The organism is Streptomyces sp. NPDC045956 (assembly GCF_056430705.1).
This window is the reverse complement of record NZ_JBWKKZ010000001.1, coordinates 962037-983829: the sequence shown is the minus strand read 5'-3', so window position 1 is coordinate 983829 and position 21793 is coordinate 962037. Positions and strand designations below refer to the sequence as shown.

The 21793-nt window shown below is 71.5% G+C and carries 19 protein-coding genes; 4 read left to right on the top strand and 15 right to left on the bottom strand.

Annotation, left to right across the window (positions count from 1 at the left end; all coding sequences use genetic code 11):
* Positions 1–63: 63 nt before the first annotated feature.
* Positions 64–864 (top strand): DsbA family protein, encoded by an 801-nt coding sequence (locus tag AC07FV_RS04320; protein ID WP_479084508.1) that lies wholly within the window; start codon positions 64–66, stop codon positions 862–864.
* 78 nt (positions 865–942) lie between these two features.
* Positions 943–2631: an alkaline phosphatase D family protein gene (locus AC07FV_RS04315; protein ID WP_479084506.1), complete on the top strand. Its 1689-nt coding sequence runs from the start codon at positions 943–945 to the stop codon at positions 2629–2631.
* On the opposite strand, the gene AC07FV_RS04310 is transcribed toward AC07FV_RS04315, so the two are convergent.
* The gene (locus AC07FV_RS04310) at positions 2616–3323 is read right to left on the bottom strand and encodes a dienelactone hydrolase family protein (protein WP_479084505.1); all 708 of its coding nucleotides are present in this window, start codon (positions 3321–3323) and stop codon (positions 2616–2618) included. The genes AC07FV_RS04315 and AC07FV_RS04310 overlap by 16 nt on opposite strands.
* Here AC07FV_RS04310 and AC07FV_RS04305 point away from each other — a divergent pair.
* On the top strand, positions 3322–4446 hold the full coding sequence (locus tag AC07FV_RS04305; RefSeq protein WP_479084504.1) for a mechanosensitive ion channel family protein: 1125 nt from the start codon (positions 3322–3324) through the stop codon (positions 4444–4446). The two genes, AC07FV_RS04310 and AC07FV_RS04305, sit on opposite strands and share 2 nt — an antisense overlap.
* 18 nt (positions 4447–4464) lie before the next feature.
* Here AC07FV_RS04305 and AC07FV_RS04300 read toward each other — a convergent pair whose 3' ends face one another.
* The 5 genes from AC07FV_RS04300 to AC07FV_RS04280 all read right to left on the bottom strand — a co-directional run bounded on the left by AC07FV_RS04300 (position 4465) and on the right by AC07FV_RS04280 (position 9208).
* Positions 4465–6051 carry a Na+/H+ antiporter gene (locus AC07FV_RS04300; RefSeq protein WP_479084503.1) on the bottom strand — a complete coding sequence of 529 codons (1587 nt, stop codon included), beginning with the start codon at positions 6049–6051 and terminating at the stop codon, positions 4465–4467.
* 89 nt (positions 6052–6140) lie between these two features.
* Complete coding sequence (locus AC07FV_RS04295) at positions 6141–6659, bottom strand: GNAT family N-acetyltransferase (protein WP_479084502.1); 519 nt, start codon at positions 6657–6659, stop codon at positions 6141–6143.
* Positions 6656–7600 (bottom strand): RluA family pseudouridine synthase, encoded by a 945-nt coding sequence (locus AC07FV_RS04290; RefSeq protein WP_356608105.1) that lies wholly within the window; start codon positions 7598–7600, stop codon positions 6656–6658. Before AC07FV_RS04290 ends, AC07FV_RS04295 begins: the two co-directional genes overlap by 4 nt.
* A 118-nt stretch (positions 7601–7718) precedes the next feature.
* Positions 7719–8312, bottom strand: coding sequence for a signal peptidase II (gene lspA / locus AC07FV_RS04285; protein ID WP_383648912.1), 594 nt, complete (start codon positions 8310–8312; stop codon positions 7719–7721).
* A 68-nt stretch (positions 8313–8380) separates the two neighbouring features.
* Complete coding sequence (locus AC07FV_RS04280) at positions 8381–9208, bottom strand: TraR/DksA family transcriptional regulator (RefSeq protein WP_479084500.1); 828 nt, start codon at positions 9206–9208, stop codon at positions 8381–8383.
* 586 nt (positions 9209–9794) lie between these two features.
* On the opposite strand from AC07FV_RS04280, the gene ileS reads away from it, so the two are divergent.
* The gene (ileS, locus tag AC07FV_RS04275; RefSeq protein ID WP_479084498.1) at positions 9795–12941 is read left to right on the top strand and encodes an isoleucine--tRNA ligase; all 3147 of its coding nucleotides are present in this window, start codon (positions 9795–9797) and stop codon (positions 12939–12941) included.
* A gap of 181 nt (positions 12942–13122) precedes the next feature.
* Here the strand turns inward: ileS and divIVA are convergent, their stop codons facing one another.
* From divIVA to ftsW, 9 genes are all read right to left on the bottom strand, one after another.
* Entirely contained in the window at positions 13123–14328 is a 1206-nt protein-coding gene (gene divIVA / locus AC07FV_RS04270; RefSeq protein ID WP_479084496.1) for an apical growth/hyphal branching protein DivIVA, read from the bottom strand.
* A gap of 55 nt (positions 14329–14383) precedes the next feature.
* Positions 14384–14668, bottom strand: coding sequence for a YggT family protein (locus tag AC07FV_RS04265; RefSeq protein WP_007448661.1), 285 nt, complete (start codon positions 14666–14668; stop codon positions 14384–14386).
* A gap of 82 nt (positions 14669–14750) precedes the next feature.
* Positions 14751–15392, bottom strand: coding sequence for a cell division protein SepF (locus AC07FV_RS04260; protein ID WP_356608118.1), 642 nt, complete (start codon positions 15390–15392; stop codon positions 14751–14753).
* A 126-nt stretch (positions 15393–15518) separates the two neighbouring features.
* Positions 15519–16238, bottom strand: a complete 720-nt coding sequence (locus tag AC07FV_RS04255; protein ID WP_479084495.1) for a YggS family pyridoxal phosphate-dependent enzyme — start codon at positions 16236–16238, stop codon at positions 15519–15521.
* 6 nt (positions 16239–16244) lie between these two features.
* Complete coding sequence (gene pgeF / locus AC07FV_RS04250) at positions 16245–16973, bottom strand: peptidoglycan editing factor PgeF (RefSeq protein WP_479084493.1); 729 nt, start codon at positions 16971–16973, stop codon at positions 16245–16247.
* On the bottom strand, positions 16970–18175 hold the full coding sequence (ftsZ, locus tag AC07FV_RS04245; RefSeq protein WP_479084491.1) for a cell division protein FtsZ: 1206 nt from the start codon (positions 18173–18175) through the stop codon (positions 16970–16972). Before ftsZ ends, pgeF begins: the two co-directional genes overlap by 4 nt.
* A 286-nt stretch (positions 18176–18461) precedes the next feature.
* On the bottom strand, positions 18462–19256 hold the full coding sequence (gene ftsQ, locus AC07FV_RS04240) for a cell division protein FtsQ (protein ID WP_479084489.1): 795 nt from the start codon (positions 19254–19256) through the stop codon (positions 18462–18464).
* A 23-nt stretch (positions 19257–19279) separates the two neighbouring features.
* Positions 19280–20374, bottom strand: coding sequence for an undecaprenyldiphospho-muramoylpentapeptide beta-N-acetylglucosaminyltransferase (gene murG / locus AC07FV_RS04235; RefSeq protein ID WP_479084488.1), 1095 nt, complete (start codon positions 20372–20374; stop codon positions 19280–19282).
* Between the two features lie 6 nt (positions 20375–20380).
* A complete protein-coding gene (gene ftsW / locus AC07FV_RS04230) occupies positions 20381–21751 on the bottom strand; it encodes a putative lipid II flippase FtsW (protein ID WP_384692745.1) in 1371 nt (456 codons plus the stop codon).
* Between the last annotated feature and the right edge of the window lie 42 nt (positions 21752–21793).

Below are 21793 nucleotides of genomic sequence, written 5' to 3'. Positions count from 1 at the left end.
CCGCCAGTCCCCCATCAGCACTCCGCACACCCCGGTGTGCGCGTCCCCGGAGAGATCATCACCATGAGCAAGCGGAACAGTCAGTCGGCGAAGTCGGCGGCCCGCGAGCGCCTGCGCCAGGAGCGCGAGCGCCAGGCCAAGCGCGACAAGGCCAAGCGGCAGGTCATCGTGGCCTGCTCCATCGTCGGCGTGCTGGCGATAGCCGGCGGCATCAGCTACGCCGTCGTGCAGAGCAACAAGCCCTCGGGCTGGGACAAGGCCGCCGAGGCCAAGGTGGTGGCCCCGGCCAACACCTCCGGCAAGGACGGCACCACGGTCACCCTGGGCGAGGCCAAGGGCGACAACGTGGTCCACCTCTACGAGGACCCGCGCTGCCCGGGCTGCGCCTCCTTCGAGCAGTCCATCGGCGAGACCGTCAACAAGGGCATGGAGGACGGCACCTACAAGCTCTCCTTCACGATCGGCACCTTCCTCGACGGGAACCTCGGCGGCGAGGGCTCGAAGAACGCGCTGAGCGCGCTCGGCGCCGCGCTGAACGTCAGCCCGGACGCGTTCATCGACTACAAGACCGCGCTGTACTCGTCCGAGTACCACCCGGAGGAGTCCACCGACGAGTTCGCCAAGGACGACTACCTGATCAAGGTGGCGGACTCGGTCGACGCCCTGAAGGGCAACAAGAAGTTCCAGGACGCCGTGGAGAAGGGCACCTACGACGCCTGGGCGATGAGGATGAGCGACTCCTTCCAGAAGGCGGAGGGCGTCGAGTCCACCCCGACGGTCAAGATCAACGACAAGGTGATCGAGACGCCGAGCACCGACGCCGAGTGGCAGAAGGCGCTCAAGGACGCGGGCGTCACCAAGTAGCGAAGAACGGCGAACGGGCGGGCGAACTTTGCGGAGTTCGCCCGCCCGTTCGCTTACCGATCAGTAATCTGATCGTTCGTGACCAGTCGACACAGATCATCCGAGAGCAGCACCTTCCCGTCGTCCGCCGCACGCACGGACCCCCGCACTCCGAGCCGCCGCACCGTCGTCAAGGCCGCGGCGGCCGGCGCCGTCCTGGCCGCCCCGCTCGCCGCCGCGCTGCCCGCCGGTGCCGCCGGTGCCGCCCCCGCCTTCCTGCACGGCGTCGCCTCCGGTGACCCGCTGCCCGACGGTGTGCTGCTGTGGACCCGGGTCACCCCGACCCCCGAGTCCGTACCGGGGTCGGGTCTCGGCCCGGACACGGAGGTGAGCTGGTCCGTCGCCCTCGACAAGGCGTTCACGAACATCGTCGCCAAGGGGTCCGTCACCGCGACGGCCGCCTCCGACCACACCGTCAAGGCCGACGTCCGGGGCCTCGCCCCCGCCACGGACTACTGGTTCCGCTTCTCCGCCGGGCCCACCGACTCCCCCGCCGCCCGCACCCGCACCGCCCCCGCGGCCGACGCCGCCGTCCGGGGCCTGCGCTTCGGCGTGGTGTCCTGCGCCAACTGGGAGGCCGGCCTCTTCTCCCCGTACCGCCACCTCGCGGCCCGCGGCGACCTGGACGCCTGGCTGCACCTGGGCGACTACCTCTACGAGTACGGCACCGGCCAGTACGGCACCCGCGACACCGTCGTACGGCCGCACGCGCCCGCCCACGAGATCCTCACGCTCGCCGACTACCGCGTCCGGCACGGCCTGTACAAGACCGACCCCGACCTCCAGGCGCTGCACGCCGTCGCGCCGGTCGTGGCGATCTGGGACGACCACGAGATCGCCAACGACACCTGGTCGGGCGGCGCCGAGAACCACACCGAGGGCGCCGAGGGAACCTGGGCGGCACGTCAGGCCGCCGCCAAGCGGGCCTACTTCGAGTGGATGCCGGTGCGCCCCGCGATCGCCGGGACCACCTACCGCAGGCTGCGCTTCGGCAAGCTCGCCGACCTCTCCCTGCTGGACCTGCGCTCCTTCCGCTCGCAGCAGGTGGGGCTCGGCGACGGGGAGGTCGACGACCCGGACCGCACCCTGACCGGGCGCGCCCAGCTGGACTGGCTCAAGGCCGGGCTCAGCTCCTCCGACACCACCTGGCGGCTGGTCGGCAACTCGGTGATGATCTCGCCGTTCGCCGTCGGCTCGATCCCCGCCGAGCTGCTGAAGCCGCTCGCGGAGCTGCTCGGCCTGCCGAAGGAGGGGCTCGCCCTCAACACGGACCAGTGGGACGGGTACACGGACGACCGCCGCGAACTGCTGGCGCACCTGCGCGCGAACGCCGTCCGCAACACGGTGTTCCTGACCGGCGACATCCACATGGCGTGGGCCAACGACGTGCCGCACAACGCCGCCACGTACCCGCTCTCCGCGTCGGCCGCCACGGAGTTCGTCGTCACGTCGGTGACCTCCGACAACCTCGACGACATCGTGAAGGTGCCCGAGGGCACGGTCTCGGCGATCGCGGCCCCGGTCATCCGGGCCGCGAACCGGCACGTCCACTGGGTCGACACCGACCGGCACGGCTACGGCGTGCTGGACGTCACCGCGGAGCGGACGCAGATGGACTACTACGTCGTCTCCGACCGCACCGACCCTGACGCCACGTCGGCCTGGGCCCGCTCGTACCGCACGCGCAGCGGCACGCAGCGGGTCGAGCGCGTCTACGCGCCCGTCTGAGACGCCTCCGCCTCCTGGAGCGAGTCGAGGAAGCCGAGCGCCACCCGCCAGGTGGCCTCGGCCGCCTCCTCGTCGTAGTCCGGCAGCCCCGGGTCGGTGTAGAGGTGGCCGGCCCCCGTGTACCTGTGCACCTCCACGTCGGCGCCGATCCGGCCCATCTGCAGGTACCAGGCGCTGAGCCAGTCGTCCGTCTCGAAGGCGTCCGGCTCGGCGACGTGCAGCTGGACCGGCAGCTCGTCGACCGCGGCGTTCGGCGCGATGTCCGACGTGCCGTGCAGCAGGAGCAGCCCGCGCGCCCGGTGGTCGCCGAGGGCGAGGGTCTGGGCGATGGAGGCGCCGAGCGAGAAGCCCGCGTAGACCAGTCCCCGCTCGGAGTAGGGCGCGGCGGCGAGCACGGCCCGCTTCAGCAGCTCCTCCCTGCCGATCCCCTCCTGGTGGGCCATGCCCTCCTCGACCGTGTCGAAGGTCCGGCCCTCGAAGAGGTCGGGGGTCCACACCTGGTGCCCGGCGTCGCGCAGCCGGTCGGCGGCCTGCCCGACCGCGGGCCGCGGACCGAGGGTCGAGTGAAAGAGCACGATGTTCATGAGGCCATGGTGCCAGCCCGGTGTGACAACGCGGTGACCGGCGATTCCCCGGCCGGGACGCAAGTCACAGGTTCGCGGCGCACCGGGTGCGGTTAGGTTCGAGGGCATGGAGACCATACTCCGGCCGCTGATCGTGGTCGGCGGTTCCGTCCTGTTGACGCTGGTCATCGGATGGGCCACCGACCTGTTGCTGCGCAAGGCCGACGGACGCCACCCCGAGACCCCGCTGTGGGGTCTGCTGCGCCGCGCCCGCATCCCCTACCAGGTCATGCTCTGCGCGGCCCTGCTGAGAGGGTCCTACGTCGAGGCGCAGGTGTTCCCCGACCACCGGTCGGCCGTCGGCCGGCTGCTGACCCTGCTGCTGATCGGCTCCGTGGCCTGGCTGGTGATCCGGATCGCCGCGGCCGTCGTCGAGGCGTCCTACTCCCGCTACGCCCACACCCACGCCGAACGGGCCCCCGCCCGGGTGCGCCGGGTGCGCACCCAGGTGTCGCTGATCATGCGGGTGGTCTCGGCGGTCGTCGGCGTGGTCGCCGTGTCGTCGATGCTGCTGACGTTCCCCGCGATGCGGGCGGCGGGCGCCTCGCTGCTGGCCTCCGCCGGTGTCCTCGGCATCGTGGCGGGCATCGCCGCGCAGTCCACGCTGAGCAACATGTTCGCCGGGTTCCAGATCGCCTTCGGCGACATGGTGCGCATGGGCGACACGGTCGTGGTGGACGGCGAGTGGGGCACCGTCGAGGAGATCACCCTCACGTTCCTGACCGTGCGCACCTGGGACGAGCGCCGCATCACCATGCCGGTGTCGTACTTCACGTCCAAGCCGTTCGAGAACTGGTCGCGCGGCACTCCGCAGATGACCGGGACCGTGTTCTGGCACCTGGACCACACGGCGCCGCTGGAGGCGATGCGCGAACGGCTGCGCGACCTCCTGCGCGAGTGCCCGGCCTGGGACGGCCGCGACTACAACCTGACCGTCACGGACACCACCGCGAACACCATGCAGGTGCGGGCCCTGGTGACGGCGAAGGACGCGGACGACATCTGGACGGTACGGGTCACGGTCCGCGAGGGGATGATCCGCTGGCTCGCCGACGAGCACCCCTACGCCCTGCCCCGGGTCAACACCGCGGACGCGTCCCTGCGCCCGTCCCCCGACGGGCTCCGCCGCCCGCGGCGTTCCGCCGACGGAGTGGGGCGGCGCTTCCCGGACCAGCCCACGAAGAGCCTGTGACGGCGGGGACGGCCGGCCTCACCTGAGGCTGCGCACGTCCAGGTGGCGCAGGACCCGGTCGACGATCTCCGGGTCCGCGCCGGCCTCACTGCGGGCCGCCAGCACCTCGTGGCGGGCGGCGCTCAGCATCTCCCCCTGGATGCGGCGCACGCGCTTGATCCGCCTGGCCCGCTGCTCCTGCGCCTCCCTGCGCTCCTCGTCGCCGAGGTCCGGACTGATGCGCACCCCGATGTCGTAGGCGCGCCGCAGCATCTGCTCGGACAGCTCGTCCGGCAGTTCCTCGACCGACTCGATCTCCTTCAGCCGCCGCTTCGCCGCCCTGGCCGCCCGCACGGCCAGCTCCTTCTCGTACGCCTGCTCGCGTTCGGTGTCCGCCCGTACGCCGAGCCTGCCCACCAGCCAGGGCAGCGTCAGGCCCTGGAGCAGCAGCGTGACCATGATGACCCCGAAGGCGACGAACACGATCTCGTCCCGTTTCGGGAAGGCCGCCCCGTCGTCCGTCGTCAGCGGGATCGCCAGTGCCAGCGCGACGGAGGCGACGCCCCGCATCCCCGCCCACCACATGACGACGGTCTCGCGCCAGCTCGTCGGGATGTCCTCCTCGTGGTCCCGCCGGGCGTGCAGCCGCTGGGTGAGCCAGGTGGCGGGCAGCAGCCACAGCAGCCGGACCACGATGACCACGGCGCTGATCGCCCCCGCCCAGCCGAGCAGCTCCGTCCACCGGCCGGAGGCGGTGCGGATCGCGTTGTGCAGCTCCAGACCGATCAGCCCGAAGGCGACACCGGTGACGAGCGTGTCGACGACGTCCCAGACGGTGTGCCCGGCGAGCCGGCTCATCACGTCGTCGGCGTCGGAGGCGTACTCGGCGAGGAACATCGCGGTGGTGAGCACCGCGAGCACCCCGGAGCCGTGCAGTTCGTCGGCCAGGACGTAGCTCACGAACGGCACCAGCAGGGTCAGGCCGATCTGCAGCGTCGGGTCGCCGAGCAGCGTCAGGAGCTTGTTGGAGCCCCAGCCCAGCGCCAGCCCCACGGCCACCGCGACGACCGCGGAGAGCACCAGGTCGAACCCCGCCTCCCAGGGCGAGAACGTCCCGCTGACCGCGGCGGCGATGGCCACGTGGTACAGCACGATGGCGGTGACGTCGTTGAAGAGTCCCTCGCCCTCCAGGATGGACACCAGCCGGCGCGGCAGCCCCAGCTGCCCGGCGACGGCGGTGGCCGCGACCGGGTCGGGGGGTGCCACCAGCGCGCCCAGTGCGAAGGCGGCGGCGATCGGCAGCCCCGGCACGATCGCGTGGGCCACGGCGGCGACGCAGGCCGTGGTGACGAAGACCAGCGCGACCGCCAGCAGGAAGATCGGGCGGCGGTTGGCCGCGAACTGGCGCCAGGAGGTGCGCCGTACCGCCGCGTACAGCAACGGGGGCAGCAGCGCGGGCAGGATCAGTTCGGGCGGGATGTCGACGTCGGGCACGAAGTCCAGCAGGGCGAGCACGATCCCGAGGAGGGTCATCAGCACCGGCGCCGGAAGCCGCAGCCGGTCCCCGAGCGGAACGCTCAGCAGGGCCCCGAGCAGCAGGACGAACAACAGGGCCAACTGGTCCACGCTCAGCGCTCCGGTGGGGTCTCGGCGTCACACGGCGGACCGCAAGCCTGTCACGCCACCGGGCCCACCGGCCCGTTCGCCGCCCGCGCCTACAGGGCGCGCCGCATCGCGCGGTGGGGTATCCCGGCGTCGGGAAACTCCGGTCCGTAGGCCTTGTACCCCAGCCGCTCGTAGAAACCCAGGGCATGGGTCTGCGCGTGCAGGTCGACCGCGTGCAGCCCCCGCGTGCGGGCCGCCTCCTCGACGGCCCGTACGAGCGCGGCCCCGACACCCAGCCCGCGGGCCTCCCGGGTCACGGCGAGGCGCCCGAGGGAGCCGACGGCCGGGTCGCCGTCCCCGTTCCTCGCCGCGGCGGCCGCCCCGTGCAGCAGCCGGCCGGTGCCCAGCGGCACGCCGTCCTCCCGGACCGCGAGGACGTGCACGGCGTCGGCGTCGTAGGCGTCGTACTCGATGTCCTCGGGGACCTTCTGCTCGGCGACGAAGACGTCCTTGCGCACCGCGAAGCACGCCTGACGGTCACCGGGGTCGTCGGCGACCCGCACCTCGTACGCCGGCACCACGGACGACGGCGCTCCGGGCGACGGCGCTCCGGACGGCGCGGCGCTCATCCGTACGTCTCCTCGCGGACCAGGTCCAAAGCCTGCTGGAGGTCCTCGGGGTAGTCGCTGGCGAACTCGGCCCACTGGCCGTCGCCGGGGTGCTCGAAGCCGAGCCGCACGGCGTGCAGCCACTGCCGGGTGAGGCGCAGCCGCTTGGCGAGCGTCGGGTCCGCGCCGTAGGTGAGGTCGCCGACGCAAGGGTGCCGGTGGGCGGCCATGTGGACCCGGATCTGGTGGGTGCGGCCGGTCTCCAGCTTCACGTCGAGGAGGGAGGCGGCGCGGAAGGCCTCGATGAGGTCGTAGTGCGTGACGGAGGGCTTGCCCTCGGCGGTGACGGCCCACTTGTAGTCGTGCTGGGGGTGCCGGCCGATGGGGGCGTCGATGGTGCCGCTGGTCGGGTCGGGGTGGCCCTGCACGAGCGTGTGGTAGCGCTTGTCGACCGTGCGCTCCTTGAACTGGCGCTTGAGCGAGGTGTAGGCGCGCTCCGACTTGGCCACCACCATCAGGCCGGACGTGCCCACGTCGAGGCGGTGCACGATCCCCTGCCGCTCGGCGGCACCGGACGTGGAGATGCGGTACCCGGCGGCGGCCAGTCCGCCGATGACCGTGGGCCCGGTCCAGCCGGGCGAGGGGTGGGCCGCGACGCCGACCGGCTTGACGATCACCACGACGTCCTCGTCGTCGTGCACGATCTCCATGCCCTCGACGGGCTCGGCGACCACCTGCACGGGCGCGGGCGCCTGTGGCATCTCGACCTCGAGCCAGGCGCCGCCGTGGACGCGCTCGGACTTGCCGACCACCGATCCGTCGACCTGCACCTTGCCCGCCGCGGCGAGCTCCGCGGCCTTGGTACGGGAGAAGCCGAACATGCGGGAGATGGCGGCGTCGACGCGCTCGCCCTCCAGACCGTCGGGCACGGGCAGGGTACGGATCTCGGGAATCGTGCTCACCCCGTCGAGTATGCCGGACGGGTCGGACACCCTCGCACGCCCACCCGGCGACGGGCCTCCCGCCCCCGGCGCCCGGCAGGGGCCTCACGGGCCCCGCCGAACCCTGTGGACGGTTCCGTCAGTCCTTGTGGACGGTCCCGTCCGGGTCCAGTCCCCGGAAGGAGAGGATCACGATCAGGATGCCGCCGCAGACGATCGCCGAGTCGGCGAGGTTGAACACGGCGAAGTGCTTGGGCGCGATGAAGTCCACGACCGCGCCCTCGAAGACGCCCGGCGCCCGGAAGATCCGGTCGGTGAGGTTGCCGAGGGCACCGCCGAGCAGCATGCCGAGGGCGACGGCCCACGGCAGGCTGTAGAGCTTGCGCGCCAGGCGGGCGATCACGACGATCACGGCCGCCGCGATCACCGTGAAGATCACGGTGAAGGCCTCGCCGAAGCCGAAGGCCGCGCCCGCGTTGCGGATCGCCACGAAGCGCAGCCAGTCCCCGACGATCTCGATGGGCTCCTGGTGCTCCAGCTTGGCGACCACGATCATCTTGCTGGTCAGGTCGAGTGCGTACGCCAACGCGGCGACCGCGAAGAGCACGGCGATCCGCCGCCTGCCCCGGGGACGCTCCGGGGACCGTTCCTGCTCGGCGTCGGCCCGCTCCTGGCCGTCCCCCGCCGCGTCCGGGATGTCCGGCGTACCGATGATGCGCTCCGCCTCTGCCACGTGAGTCCCTCAGCCTAGGTACCTGACTTTGGACGAGGGTACGGCACGCCTTCCGTCCCGGCGGCCGGTCAGTACCGGCGCTCCTGCTTCTGCTTGCACTCGACGCACAGGGTGGCCCTCGGGAAGGCCTGCATGCGCGCCTTGCCGATGGGGTTGCCGCAGTTCTCGCACAGGCCGTAGGTGCCCGCGTCCAGGCGCTCCAGGGCGCGCTCGGTCTGGGTGAGCACCTCGCGCGCGGTGGCGGCCAGCGCCAGCTCGTGCTCGCGCGTGATGTTCTTGCTGCCGGTGTCCGCCTCGTCGTCGCCCGCCCCGTCCCCGGAGTCGCGCATCATGCCCTGGAGGGACCGCTCCGAGGAGTCGATCTCGGTGCGCAGCCGGTCGGCCTCGGACTCCAGCCCTCCGCGCGCCTCCTCCACCTCCTCCGAGGTCCAGGGGTCCTCGCCGGGCCGTACCGCGAGGTCGCCGGGGTCCGCGGCGGCGCCGCGCGCCTTGGGGACGGCGGTCTTGGCCGCCGTGGCCGTGCCAGGGGTCTTCTTCGCAACCACCGTCGTGGCTCCCGTCTGCTCCGCGGTCTGCGCCGCGCCCACTTTCTTGGCCGTGCTCTTCTTCGCCGTGCTCTTCTTCTTCGGAGCCCGTTCGGCCGGGGCCCGCTTCGCCTCCGCCTTCCCGGCCGCCTCCGCCGCCTTCCCGGCCTCCGTCGCCTTCCCGGCCGCGCTCTTCTCGGCCGGCGCCCGCCGCGCGGTGCCGCTCTCCGCCGCCGTACCGCCCTCCCCCTCCGCGCCGCCCCCGGCCGCGGCGTCCTGCTCCGCGGCCCCCTTCCCGGCCGTCGTCCTCCTGGCAGCGGACTTCTTCGCAGCCGCCTCGGACTGCTGTACGGCGGTCTTCTTCGCCACCATGGCCGCGGCCCCTTCACATATTGTGATCTTGCTCGCGAATCGTGCTGGGACGATAAATCGACTCGGGTCCCGCGGCAACGGGGCACGCCGCCCGGTTCGCCCGCCCAGCGCCGCCACGCACCGAGCATGCCTGCGTTGTGCCCAGCTCCCCGCCCGGTAATCCGCCGGACCCGGGCCCGGCCGGGCCGCTCCACGGCCGGGGACCGGGCGGCGGCATTCGGGTCAGGGCGAGCCGCCCGGAGCGAGCGCGGGGCCCCTGCCGCCCGGCCCGGAAACCGGTCGGCCGCTGTCGGCCCGGCGCCGTACACTGGGCGGAGCGAAAAGCGTGGATGGGGACGAGTAGCGGCGTACGCAGCCCAGAGCGACCCGGGGACGGTGTGAGCCCGGGGGCGAGCGCGACGTGAAGATCACCCCGGAGCCGCCGGAAGAAAGCCCAGCACCGCCAGGGCGAGTAGACCCGGCCTCGCGCCCCAACGAGGGGGCTCACCGGCGCACAGGACGCACCGGGGGCCAAGGAGGGTGGTACCGCGGGAGCGCAGCTCTCGTCCCTCCGACGGAAGGCAGCACGTCCGCCGGAGGAAGCTCGTTGAATACGCAGCCGCAGTACCGCCAGGTGCCCGCCCAGGTCGACCTGCCCGCGCTCGAACACGCGGTGCTCGACTTCTGGCGCGAGCAGAAGATCTTCGCCAAGAGCCTGGAGCAGTCCGAGGGCCGCCCCGAGTGGGTCTTCTACGAGGGCCCGCCCACCGCCAACGGCATGCCGGGCGCCCACCACATCGAGGCCCGCGTCTTCAAGGACGTCTTCCCCCGCTTCCGCACCATGCGCGGCTACCACGTGGGCCGCAAGGCCGGCTGGGACTGCCACGGCCTGCCGGTCGAGCTGGCGGTGGAGAAGGAGCTGGGCTTTTCCGGCAAGCAGGACATCGAGGCGTACGGCATCGCGGAGTTCAACGCCAAGTGCCGCGAGTCGGTGACCCGCCACACCGACGCCTTCGAGGCGCTCACGACGCGCATGGGCTACTGGGCCGACCTCCAGGACCCGTACCGCACGATGGACCCGGAGTACATCGAGTCCGTCTGGTGGTCGCTGAAGGAGATCTTCGACAAGGGCCTGCTGGTCCAGGACCACCGCGTCGCCCCCTGGTGCCCCCGCTGCGGCACCGGCCTGTCCGACCACGAGCTGGCGCAGGGCTACGAGACGGTCGTCGACCCCTCCGTCTACGTCCGCTTCCCCCTCACCTCCGGCCCGCTGGCCGGCGAGGCCGCGCTCCTGGTGTGGACGACCACCCCCTGGACGCTGGTCTCGAACACCGCCGTGGCCGCGCACCCGGAGGTCACCTACGTCGTCGCGACGAACGGCGACGAGAAGGTCGTCGTCGCCGAGCCCCTGGTCGCCAAGGCGCTCGGGGAGGGCTGGGAGACCACCGGGCGGTCCTTCACCGGCGCCGAGATGGAGCGCTGGACGTACCAGCGCCCCTTCGAGCTGGTCGAGTTCCCGGAGCCGGCGCACTACGTCGTCAACGCCGAGTACGTCACCACCGAGGACGGTACGGGTCTCGTCCACCAGTCCCCCGCCTTCGGTGAGGACGACCTGAAGGTCTGCCGCTCCTACGGCCTGCCCGTCGTGAACCCGGTCCGCCCGGACGGCACCTTCGAGGAGGACGTCCCGCTGGTCGGCGGCGTCTTCTTCAAGAAGGCCGACGAGAAGCTCACCGAGGACCTGGACACCCGGGGCCTGCTCTTCCGGCACATCCCCTACGAGCACAGCTACCCGCACTGCTGGCGTTGCCACACCGCGCTGCTGTACTACGCGCAGCCGTCCTGGTACATCCGCACCACCGCGATCAAGGACCGCCTCCTCCAGGAGAACGAGGGCACCAACTGGTTCCCGGACTCGGTCAAGAACGGCCGCTACGGCGACTGGCTGAACAACAACATCGACTGGGCGCTCTCCCGCAACCGTTACTGGGGCACCCCGCTGCCCATCTGGCGCTGCGAGGACGACCACCTCACGGTCGCCGGCTCCCGCGCGGAACTCACCGAGCTGTCCGGCACCGACCAGTCGGCCCTGGACCCGCACCGCCCGTACATCGACGACGTCACCTTCGCCTGTCCCGAGGAGGGCTGCGGCAAGACCGCCACGCGCGTGCCGGAGGTCATCGACGCCTGGTACGACTCGGGTTCGATGCCGTTCGCGCAGTGGGGCTACCCGCACAAGAACAAGGAGCTGTTCGAGAGCCGGTACCCGGCGCAGTTCATCTGCGAGGCGATCGACCAGACCCGCGGCTGGTTCTACACGCTGATGGCGGTCGGCACCCTGGTCTTCGACAAGTCCTCGTACGAGAACGTGGTCTGCCTCGGCCACATCCTCGCGGAGGACGGCCGCAAGATGTCCAAGCACCTCGGCAACACCCTGGACCCCATCCCGCTGATGGACCGGCACGGCGCGGACGCGGTCCGCTGGTTCATGGCGGCCGGCGGCTCCCCGTGGGCGGCCCGCCGGGTCGGTCACGGCACCATCCAGGAGGTCGTCCGCAAGACGCTCCTCACCTACTGGAACACGGTCGCCTTCCAGGCCCTGTACGCCCGCACCTCGGGCTGGGCGCCGAGCGCGGCCGACCCGGCCCCCGCCGACCGCCCGGTCCTGGACCGCTGGCTCCTCTCCGAGCTGCACGCGCTCACCGACCAGGTCACCCAGGCGCTGGACGCGTACGACACCCAGCGCGCCGGCAAGCTGCTGTCCGCCTTCGTCGACGACCTGTCCAACTGGTACGTCCGCCGCTCCCGCCGCCGCTTCTGGCAGGGCGACAAGGCGGCCCTGCGCACCCTGCACGAGGTCGTCGAGACGGTCACCAAGCTCATGGCCCCGCTGACCCCGTTCATCACCGAGCGGGTCTGGCAGGACCTGGTCGTACCGGTCACCCCGGGCGCCCCGGAGTCGGTCCACCTGTCCTCGTGGCCCGAGGCGGACCTGTCGGCGATCGACCCGGAGCTGTCGAGGCAGATGGTCCTGGTCCGCCGCCTGGTGGAGCTGGGCCGTGCCACGCGCGCGGAGTCGGGCGTCAAGACGCGCCAGCCGCTCAGCCGCGCGCTGATCGCCGTGGCGGGCTTCGACGCGCTCACCCCCGAGCTGCACGCGCAGATCACGGAGGAGCTGAACGTCGAGTCCCTGGCGTCGCTGAGCGAGGTCGGCGGTTCGCTGGTCGACACGACCGCGAAGGCCAACTTCCGTGCGCTGGGCAAGCGGTTCGGCAAGCGCGTCCAGGACGTGGCGAAGGCCGTCGCGAACGCGGACGCCGCGGCGCTCTCCCTCGCCCTGCGCGAAGGCACGGCTTCGGTGGAGGTCGACGGCGAGACGATCGCCCTCGCCCCCGACGAGGTGATCATCACGGAGACGCCCCGCGAGGGCTGGTCGGTCGCCTCGGACTCCGGCGCGACCGTGGCGCTGGACCTGGAGATCACGGAGGAGCTCCGCCGCGCGGGCCTCGCCCGTGACGCGATCCGCCTGATCCAGGAGGCCCGCAAGAACAGCGGCCTCGACGTCGCCGACCGCATCTCCCTGCGCTGGACCGCCTCGGACCCGGCGACGGTGGCGGCCCTGACCGGCCACGCGTCCCTGATCGCGGACGAGGTCCTGGCGTCGGACTTCGCCCAGGGCGAGGCGGACGACACGTACGGGGAGCCGTTCACGGACGAGGGCCTGTCCCTGACGTTCCGCCTGCGCAAGCAGTAGCCGAGCAGCACCCGGGCCCGGCTCCCCCCTCCTCGGGAGGGAGCCGGGCCTTCTCGGCTGCGCACAGCGGTGCCCGCGCCTGAACGCAAAGGGCGGGCCCCGGGTCGAAAACCCGGGGCCCGCCCTTGAACGCTGCCGAAGGCAACGCCGTACTACTTACCGGACGTCGGTCCGAGACGGCTCAGTTGTCGTCCTCGTCGATCAGGAACCCGCGCATCGGCGAGGGCGCCTGCCCCATCGGCGACGGGCCCTGCGGACGCACCGGCGCCATCGGCTGGGTCATCGCCGGCGACATCTGCTGCTGCCCGCCGTAGGACGGCCCGGACTGGCCCGGACCGCCGCCCATCGACTGGTTGCCACCGTAGGACGGGGCACTCGCGCCGGCCGGAGCCATCGAGGGCGCCGGGGACGGCGGCAGGGAGGCCGTGGCGGGCGTACGCGGCGGGGCGAGCGAGTCGTCCGCCTGGGTCTCCAGCTGACGCAGCTGCGACTCCAGGTACGACTTCAGCCGCGTGCGGTACTCGCGCTCGAAGCCGCGCAGGTCCTCGACCTTGCGCTCCAGCGTGGCGCGGGCGGACTCCAGGGAGCCCATCGCGACGCGGTGCTTCTCCTGCGCGTCCCGCTCCAGGGCGTCGGCCTTGGCACGGGCGTCCCGCTCCAGACCCTCGGCACGCGAACGCGCCTCGCCGACGATCTTGTTGGCCTCGGAACGGGCCTCGGCGATCGCCTGGTCGGCGGTCTGCTGGGCCAGCGAGAGGACACGGGCGGCACTGTCGCCACCGGGGCCGCCCTGACCGGGCATGCCACCGGGACCACCGTGCCCCTGCGGGCCGCCCATGGGGCCACCCATCGGGCCGGGGCCCATCTGGCCCTGCATCGGACCGGGACCCTGGCCCATCGGACCCGGACCCTGGCCCATCGGGCCGGGACCCTGCGGCCCACCCTGTCCGCCGGGGCCGGCGGGCAGCTGCGGGGCACCGCTCGGCAGCTGGGGCGGGCCACCCATGGGGCCACCCATCTGCTGCTGCGGCGGGCCCGATATGCCGGCGGGCACCGGAGCGCCGGGACCTCGCATGCCCTGCTGCGGCATACCGCCCTGCTGGGGCATGCCGCCCTGCTGGGGCATACCGCCCTGCTGGGGCGGGCCCTGCTGATGCTGCTGGTCCTGCGGGGGCTCCGGGGGCTTGCGCATGTTCTGCTGGTTCTGCGCGGCCGCGCGCGTCGCCGCGGCCAGCTTGGCGCGCAGGTCCTCGTTCTCGCGGAGCAGCCGGGTCAGTTCGGCTTCGACCTCATCGAGGAAGGCATCGACCTCGTCCTCGTCATAGCCTTCTCGGAGGCGGACGGTCGTGAACTGCTTGTTCCGCACGTCCTCGGGGGTCAACGGCATCTCTTCACCTCAACGTTGTCGTCGGCATTCGGCAAGCCCGTATCTCTCTCATCGATCACAGCCGGCTCACGATCGAGATCAGGATGTAGACGATGATCATCAGTACGAAGAAGGACAGGTCGAGCGCCACGCCCCCGAGACGCAGCGGCGGAATGAACCGCCGCAGAAGCTTCAACGGTGGATCGGTGACAGTGTAGGTGGCCTCCAGAACGACCACCATCGCCTTGCCGGGTTGCCACGAGCGGGCGAACTGGAAGACGTAGTCCATGACCAACCGGAAGATGAGCACGATGAGGAAGCACATCAGCGCGATGTAGACGACATCCAGGACCACGCTCATGACCTGTGCTTCCCTCTCCCCTGAACCATCTCTCGGACCCGGTTCTCGGATCCGTGTTCTTGCTCTGTACCGGTGGTGCGTCTCAGCTCTGGTTGAAGAACCCGCCCTCTGCGATGCGGGCCTTGTCCTCCGCCGTGACATCGACGTTAGCAGGAGACAGCAGGAACACCTTCTGCGTCACCCGCTCGATACTGCCGTGAAGACCAAACACCAAACCGGCCGCAAAGTCGACAAGTCGCTTCGCATCTGTGTCATCCATCTCAGTGAGATTCATGATCACCGGCGTGCCCTCACGGAAGTGTTCCCCGATGGTACGGGCCTCGTTGTAGGTCCGGGGGTGAAGTGTGGTGATCCGGTAGGGCTCTCGTTCGGACACGACCTTGGGCATGATGACCGGTGCGCTCTTTTCCAGGCTTGCGCGTTCTTGTGTGATGGATGCCACGGGCGCGATCCGCGCCGGGCGGCTGGATTCCGCCGCGAGCGAAGGGGAGCGGGGCACCGGCTCGCGCTGCGGGGGCGGTTGTACGACTCGCACCTCTTCGTCCCTTTGGGGCTGATGTGAGCCATGGGGCTGGTGGACGGGCTCGTGCCGCCGGTGGTCCCGCTCGGGCTCCGGGTCCAGCTCGGGTTCGAAGTCGTCGTCGGGGTCGAACCCCCGGCCGTCGTACCCATCGTCCTCCACGAGGCCGAGGTAGACCGCCATCTTGCGCATCGCGCCGGCCATTCTCTGAGTCCTCCGCTCTGTGGTGGATCGGCTGACTGCCAAGTGCCCGCGATCCACGAGGTCGTTGCGTCCGCCTTTCGGCGGTAATGACCATATTTTCTGCTGTGGTCCGACTTCTTGGCGACGTTACCCGAGCCTGGGGCGGACTCCGAGTACCGCGGTGCCGACGCGTACATGTGTCGCTCCGGCGGCCACGGCCTGCTCGAGGTCCGCGCTCATTCCTGCGGAGACCATGTTCGCAGCCGGATGGGTCCGGCGCACGCGGGTCGACAAATCCATGAGGCGTTCGAACGCCGCCTGTTGGCGCCCCGCGTACTCGCCGGTGAGGGGAGCGACGGTCATCAGCCCGTCGAGCCGCAGCCCTTCCGCCCCGGCGACCAGGTCGGCCAACTCCTCGACCCCCGCGGGACCGACGCCGCCGCGCTCGCCCCGACCGCTCTCCCCCGCGTCGAGCGCGACCTGGAGCAGGCAGCCCACCTCGCGCCCGGTGCGTACGGCCTCCCTGGCCAGGGCCGTGACCAGCTTGGGGCGGTCGACGGACTGCACGACGTCCGCGTAGCCGACCACGGAGCGCACCTTGTTGGTCTGCAACTGGCCGACGAAATGCCACGAAAGCGGCAGATCCGAGCACGCCGCGGCCTTGGGGGCCGCGTCCTGGTCGCGGTTCTCGGCGACATGGCGCACGCCGAGGCCGGAGAGAATCCGCACGTCGTCCGCCGGGTAGGTCTTGGTGACCACGATCAGGGTCACCTCGTCGCGCCGGCGGCCTGCGGCCGCACAGGCGGCGGCGATGCGCTCCTCGACGGTGGCCAGGTTCGCGGCGATTTCGTGCTTACGGTCCGTCATGCCCCATCAGTCCAGCCAGACATAGCTCGCGAGCCGCCCGGTGGTGCGGTCGCGTCGGTACGAGAAGTGGTCCTGCGACTCCCGGGTGCACACCGGCGACTGCGCCCGGTCGCGCACCCCGAGTCGCTCGAGCTGCGCGTGCACCCCGGCGCCCACGTCGACCGCCGGCGTACCCCAGCCGGTCACGGCGTGCGCCGCCGGCTCGACGGCACTCACCTCGGCGCGCATCTCCTCGGGCACCTCGTAGCACCGGCCGCACACGGCGGGTCCGGTGCGGGCGACGACGCGGGCGGGGTCGGCGCCGAGTTCCGCCATGGCCCGCACGGCGGCGGGGACGACCCCGGCGACCAGGCCGGGCCGGCCCGCGTGGGCCGCGGCGGCGACACCGGCGACCGGGTCGGCCAGCAGGACGGGGACGCAGTCGGCGGTGAGGACGGCGAGGGCGAGACCCCGTTCGGCGGTGACGATCGCGTCGACCCGCGGGACCGGCCGGTCCCCCCAGGGTCCGTCGACCACGGCGACGTCGGCACCGTGCACCTGGTTCATCCAGACCACCCGGGCCGGGTCGACGCCCAGCGACTTGGCGGCCAGCTCCCGGTTGGCCGTGACGGCGCCGGGGTCGTCGCCGACCGCGCCGCCGAGGTTCAGCTCCTCGTACGGAACGGCGCTCACTCCGCCCCACCGGTCGGTGAAGCCGAAGTGCGCGCCGTTCACGGTGTCGCGCTGTCCTATCACTTCAGGAAGTCCGGCACGTCCAGTTCCTCGGCCGCGCTGTCCGAGTAGGTCCGGGACGGCGGGACCGGCGGCGGGGCGACCGGGGGCAGGTCGCTCACCGGCTCCGGCGCGGGGACCGGCTCCGGCTCCTCCTTCGGCTTGACGCTGCCGAGCGAGCCGAAGGACGGACGGCTCTCGGTCTGCCGGGCCGGGGTCGGCTCCTCGCGCTTGGGCGAGGAGGAGCCGAGGACGTTGTCCCGCTGCTTGGACGGCGGCTGGCCCCCGTCGAAGCCGGCCGCGATCACGGTGACCCGGACCTCGTCACCGAGGGCGTCGTCGATGACCGCGCCGAAGATGATGTTGGCCTCGGGGTGGGCGGCCTCGCTGACCAGCTGGGCGGCCTCGTTGATCTCGAACAGGCCGAGGTCGGAGCCGCCGGAGATGGAGAGCAGCACGCCCCGGGCGCCGTCGATGGACGCCTCCAGGAGCGGCGAGGAGATCGCCATCTCGGCCGCGGCCACCGCGCGGTCGTCGCCGCGGGCCGAGCCGATGCCCATGAGGGCGGACCCCGCCTCGGACATGACCGACTTGACGTCGGCGAAGTCCAGGTTGATCAGGCCCGGGGTGGTGATGAGGTCGGTGATGCCCTGCACACCCGACAGCAGCACCTGGTCGGCGGACTTGAACGCGTCGAGCACGCTGACCTGGCGGTCCGAGATGGACAGCAGCCGGTCGTTGGGGATGACGATGAGGGTGTCGACCTCTTCGCGGAGTTCCGCGATGCCGTCCTCGGCCTGGTTGGCCCGGCGCCGTCCCTCGAAGGTGAACGGGCGGGTGACCACGCCGATGGTGAGGGCGCCCAGCGAGCGGGCGATGTTGGCCACGACGGGCGCGCCGCCGGTGCCGGTGCCGCCGCCTTCGCCGGCTGTCACGAAGACCATGTCGGCCCCCTTGAGGACCTCCTCGATCTCCTCGCGGTGGTCCTCGGCGGCCTTGCGGCCGACGGCCGGGTTGGCTCCGGCGCCGAGTCCGCGGGTGAGTTCACGGCCGACGTCGAGCTTGACGTCGGCGTCGCTCATCAACAGAGCTTGCGCGTCGGTGTTGATGGCGATGAACTCGACGCCCTTGAGACCGACCTCGATCATCCGGTTGATGGCATTGACACCACCGCCGCCGACACCGATGACTTTGATGACTGCGAGGTAGTTCTGCGGTGCTGCCACGTCGAAGGCCTCTCGCCTCGAGTTACGTGTCGTCGGATCGCCGGAGCACTGCTGCCCCGCGACCGACGACTGATGCCGATTGGGACGGTCCGTAGCGCCGACCCGAACCCTAACGCTGAAGTTTAGGGTTACCAGTGTGTCTGTTCCTTGGAGTCTTCTGAACAGGACACTAAGTCGACAAGTGGCGCACGTTCAACGAACACGCCGAACCTCCCGTTTTTCTTTTCACCCTATGTGATCAGCCGTAGCGCTGCCCAACCAGGGTGCTGGCCTGCGCGTATACCCGTCAACTCCCTGATGACGCCGGGGCCGTGGGAACACTCACGTCGAAGTGCCGCGCCCGGGGCGCCGCTTTCATCAGCGCGGTGAGCACGTCGGCCTTGCGCGCCCCCTGCTCCCCGCTCCCCCAGGCGACGGTCCGGCCGCCGCTCAGTTCGACCGAGATGTCGTCGTAGGAAAGCACCTTGACGACCCGTGCGTCCCGGGCGACCGCGTCCGGAAGGCGGCCCGCCGCCCGCACCGCCTCCACCACCAGGCGGTCCTCGTCGAATCGGCGCAGGCTGGCCGCGGCCGAACCGGACCGGGCGGGCTTCAATTCCAGCGCGGGCACGCCTTTCGGGGCCCGGGATACCGTGGCGTAACGGACACCTTCCGCGTCCACTTCCACGAACTTCCGGCCTTTTTCGACCACCAGAACCGGAGTCCGCTCCTTCACTTTCAGCTCGATCCCGTGCGGCCAGGAACGCTCGGCCTCGATCTCGTCGATGCGCGGCAGTTCCTCGCGCAGCCGGGCCTCGATCGCCTCGGTGTCGACGGAGACCAGCGGTTCCCCGACGGGCACGTCGGCGGCCTCGCGCACCTGCGCGGGCGTCAGCACACGGGTTCCGGCGACCGAAACGCGTTCGACACGCGTCCAACTGGAACTGTGGAGCAGCCAGAAGACCCCGCCCGCGACGAGCATCAGGGCGACGGCCAGGATGATGATCGCACGAAGGCGGGGCGGGCCGAACCGGCGCGCACGGGGCGGGCCGGACGACTCCTGTTGACGTTCCCCGCGCTCGGCGGTGGTCGGTCCGGCCACGCTCCCCTGCCTTCCGTCGGTGTCTAGCGGTGCGCGCGGGCGGCGATCGCCTCGTACACCATGCCGACGAGGAGGTCGTCGGCGTCCCGGCGGCCGAACTCGGCGGCGGCGCGGGACATCTCGTACAGCCGGTGCGGATCGGCGAGCACGGGCAGCACGTTCTGCTGGAGCCACTCCGGCGTCAGTTCCGCGTCGTCGACCAGCAGTCCGCCGCCGGCCTTGACCACCGGCTGGGCGTTCAACCGCTGTTCGCCGTTGCCGATGGGCAGCGGGACGTAGGCGGCCGGGAGTCCGACGGCGGAGAGTTCGGCGACGGTCATCGCGCCCGCGCGGCAGAGCATCATGTCGGCCGCGGCGTACGCGAGGTCCATCCGGTCCAGGTAACTTACCGGGATGTACGGGGGCATTCCCGGCATCTGGTGGACCTGCGGCAGTTCGTTCTTGGGACCGACCGCGTGCAGGATCTGGATTCCGGCCTGCTGGAGCCAGGGCGCGACCTGCTGGACGACCTCGTTGAGGCGGCGGGCGCCCTGCGAGCCGCCGGTGACCAGCAGCGTGGGCAGGTTGGGGTCGAGGCCGAACGCCGCGCGGGCCTCGGGGCGGGCGGCGGCCCGGTCCAGGGTGGCGATGGAGCGGCGCAGCGGGATCCCGATGTAGCGGGAGTTGCGCAGCTTGCTGTCCGGGGTCGAGACGGCGACCTGTGCGGCGTAGCGCGAGCCGATCTTGTTGGCCAGGCCCGGACGGGCGTTGGCCTCGTGGACGACGATCGGCACACCGAGCCGCTTGGCCGCGAGGTAGCCGGGCAGGGCGACGTAGCCGCCGAAGCCGACCACGGCGTCCGCCTTGGTGCGTTCCAGGATCTGCTCGGTCGCCTTGATGGTGCCGCGCAGCCGGCCCGGGACGGTGATCAGCTCGGGGGTGGGCTTGCGCGGCAGCGGTACGGCCGGGATCAGCGCCAGTTCGTACCCGCGCTCGGGTACGAGGCGGGTCTCGAGGCCGCGTTCCGTGCCCAGGGCCGTGATCCCCACGGTCGGATCCTGCCTGCGCAGGGCGTCCGCGAGGGCGAGCGCGGGCTCGATGTGGCCCGCGGTTCCTCCGCCGGCGAGTACGACATGCACCGAAATTCACCGCTCTCCGGACGAGCGCGCCGCCGAGGCACGCCGTCGCATCGTGTTCCAACTCCGTGGGCTCCGCTTGGACCCGGTGCCCCCGGCTCCCCGCTTTCTACCAAAGCGAGGTTGCCGCAGCGCGAGCGCCGCCCGCGCACCGGGCTCGTCACGCGCGAAGGCGATCAGCAGACCGATGGCGAACATGGTCGGCAGCAGGGCGGAACCCCCGTAGGAGAACAGCGGGAGCGGGACACCGGCGATCGGCAGCAGCCCGAGGACCGCACCGATGTTGATCACGGCCTGGGCCGTGATCCAGGTGGTCACGCCTCCCGCGGCATACCTCACGAAGGGGTCCTCCGTGCGTCCGGCCACGCGGATACCCGCATAGCCTAGAGCCGCGAAGAGGGCGAGCACCGACAGCGTCCCTGCCAGACCCAGTTCCTCACCGGTGACGGCGAAGATGAAGTCCGTGTGGGCTTCCGGGAGTTGTCCCCATTTCTCCACACTGGCGCCCAGTCCGGAACCGAACAGTCCGCCCGAGGCGAGGGCGTAGATGCCGTGCACGGCCTGCCAGCAGGCGTCGCCCGGCCCGGGGTCGGTGGCGCCGAGGCAGTTCAGCCGGGCCATGCGGTTGGGGCTGGTCTTGATGAGGATGAACCCCAGCAGCACGGCGATCGACAGCACACCGGCGAACAGCCGCGTGGGGGCGCCGGCCAGCCACAACAGGCCGAAGAGGATGGCGGTCAGGATGATCGCGGTGCCCATGTCGCCGCCGATCATGATCAGCCCGAGCAGCATGAAGGCGGCCGGCACCAGCGGCACCAGCATGTGCTTCCACTGCGTCAGCAGCCTCCGGTCCTGCTTGCGGGCCAGCAGGTCCGCGCCCCACAGGACCAGGGCCAGCTTCCCGAACTCGCTGGGCTGGATCTGGAAGGAGCCGCCCAGCGCGATCCAGTTCTGGTTGCCGTTGACCGCCACTCCTATCCCCGGCACCTGGACCAGGATCATGAGGAAGACGGCACCGGCGAGGATCGGGTAGGCCAGAGCGCGGTGCAGCTTCACCGGCATCCGCATGGCGGCCACCAGCAGCCCGGCGCCGATCAGGGCGGCCAGGAACTGCTTGCGGAAGAAGTACGAGCCCGGCAGCGACAGCTGGAGCGCGGTGATCTGGGAGGCCGAGTAGACCATCACCAGGCCGAGCACGGTGATCAGCGCGCTGCCGCCGGAGATCAGGTAGTACGCGGTCAGCGGCCGGTCCCAGGCGCGGCGCAGGCGGTGGTAGAGGCGGAGCACGGGGTTCTCGTGCACCGGCCCCGGCGCGGCGGGTCGCTTGACGGCCCGCTGCACGGGCGGACGCCCGGTACGGCTCTGAGGGCTACCGGGCATCGTGGCCTCCGCTGTACGTCGGCATGGACCGTCCCACGCGTC